Here is a 627-nt window from a genome sequence, read left to right as displayed (position 1 = left end):
GCACGCCGAGGGCATAGGCGGTGGCGGGGGCGATCCGCGGGGTCCTGGCCGCGGCGGCCGAGGCAGCCGCCGCCTCGGCCGCGTCCCGGTGCCGTTCGAGGGCCTGTCCGGCGGCCAGCAGCCGTACGGACAGGGAAGGGTCGGCCTCCACCGGCCCGGTGCCGTCCGGCCGCTGCCCCGCGTCGAGCACCTCCAGGGCGTAACGCCGCAGCCGCACCAGCCGGCGCACCTGGTCCCAGGGCGCGTCCTGCCGCTCGCTGGCCGGCGGGGCGTCGGCGGCAGAGGTCGCGGCGAGGCCGTGGATCAGCGCCTCCGCGTTGTACGGATGCCCGGCCCGGCCCAGCGGCAGCGACTCGACCGACTCGACCAGCCGCCGATGGGCCAGCTCCGCGAGCGGGGGCAGCGCCAGATCGGCGGGGCGGACAGCGGCGGCCTCGTCGAGGGGAACCTCGGAGGCCAGAAGCGCGACCGCGTCGGCGACCGCGTGGAACCGGGAGGATCCGAGCACTTGCAGGGCCGCGGTGTGTGCGCGGGTCCGCGCGAGGGTCAGCTGGCGCTCCAGGAGGGCCCCGGCCCGCGCGGCCCCGACCGTCAGCGCCCCGCCCCGGGCCTCGTCCGCGCCGCCGC

The 627-nt window shown here is 79.4% G+C and carries 1 pseudogene; it reads right to left on the bottom strand.

From position 1 onward, the window contains the following. A pseudogene (locus CCN51_RS39650) lies at positions 1-627 on the bottom strand (CHAD domain-containing protein); the annotation flags it as partial.

Origin of the sequence: Streptomyces milbemycinicus (assembly GCF_002154605.1) — a bacterium.
Classification (GTDB): Bacteria; Actinomycetota; Actinomycetes; order Streptomycetales; family Streptomycetaceae; genus Streptomyces; species Streptomyces milbemycinicus.
The sequence above is the reverse complement of the archived record's forward strand: the minus strand, read 5'-3'. Positions and strand labels throughout refer to the sequence as shown.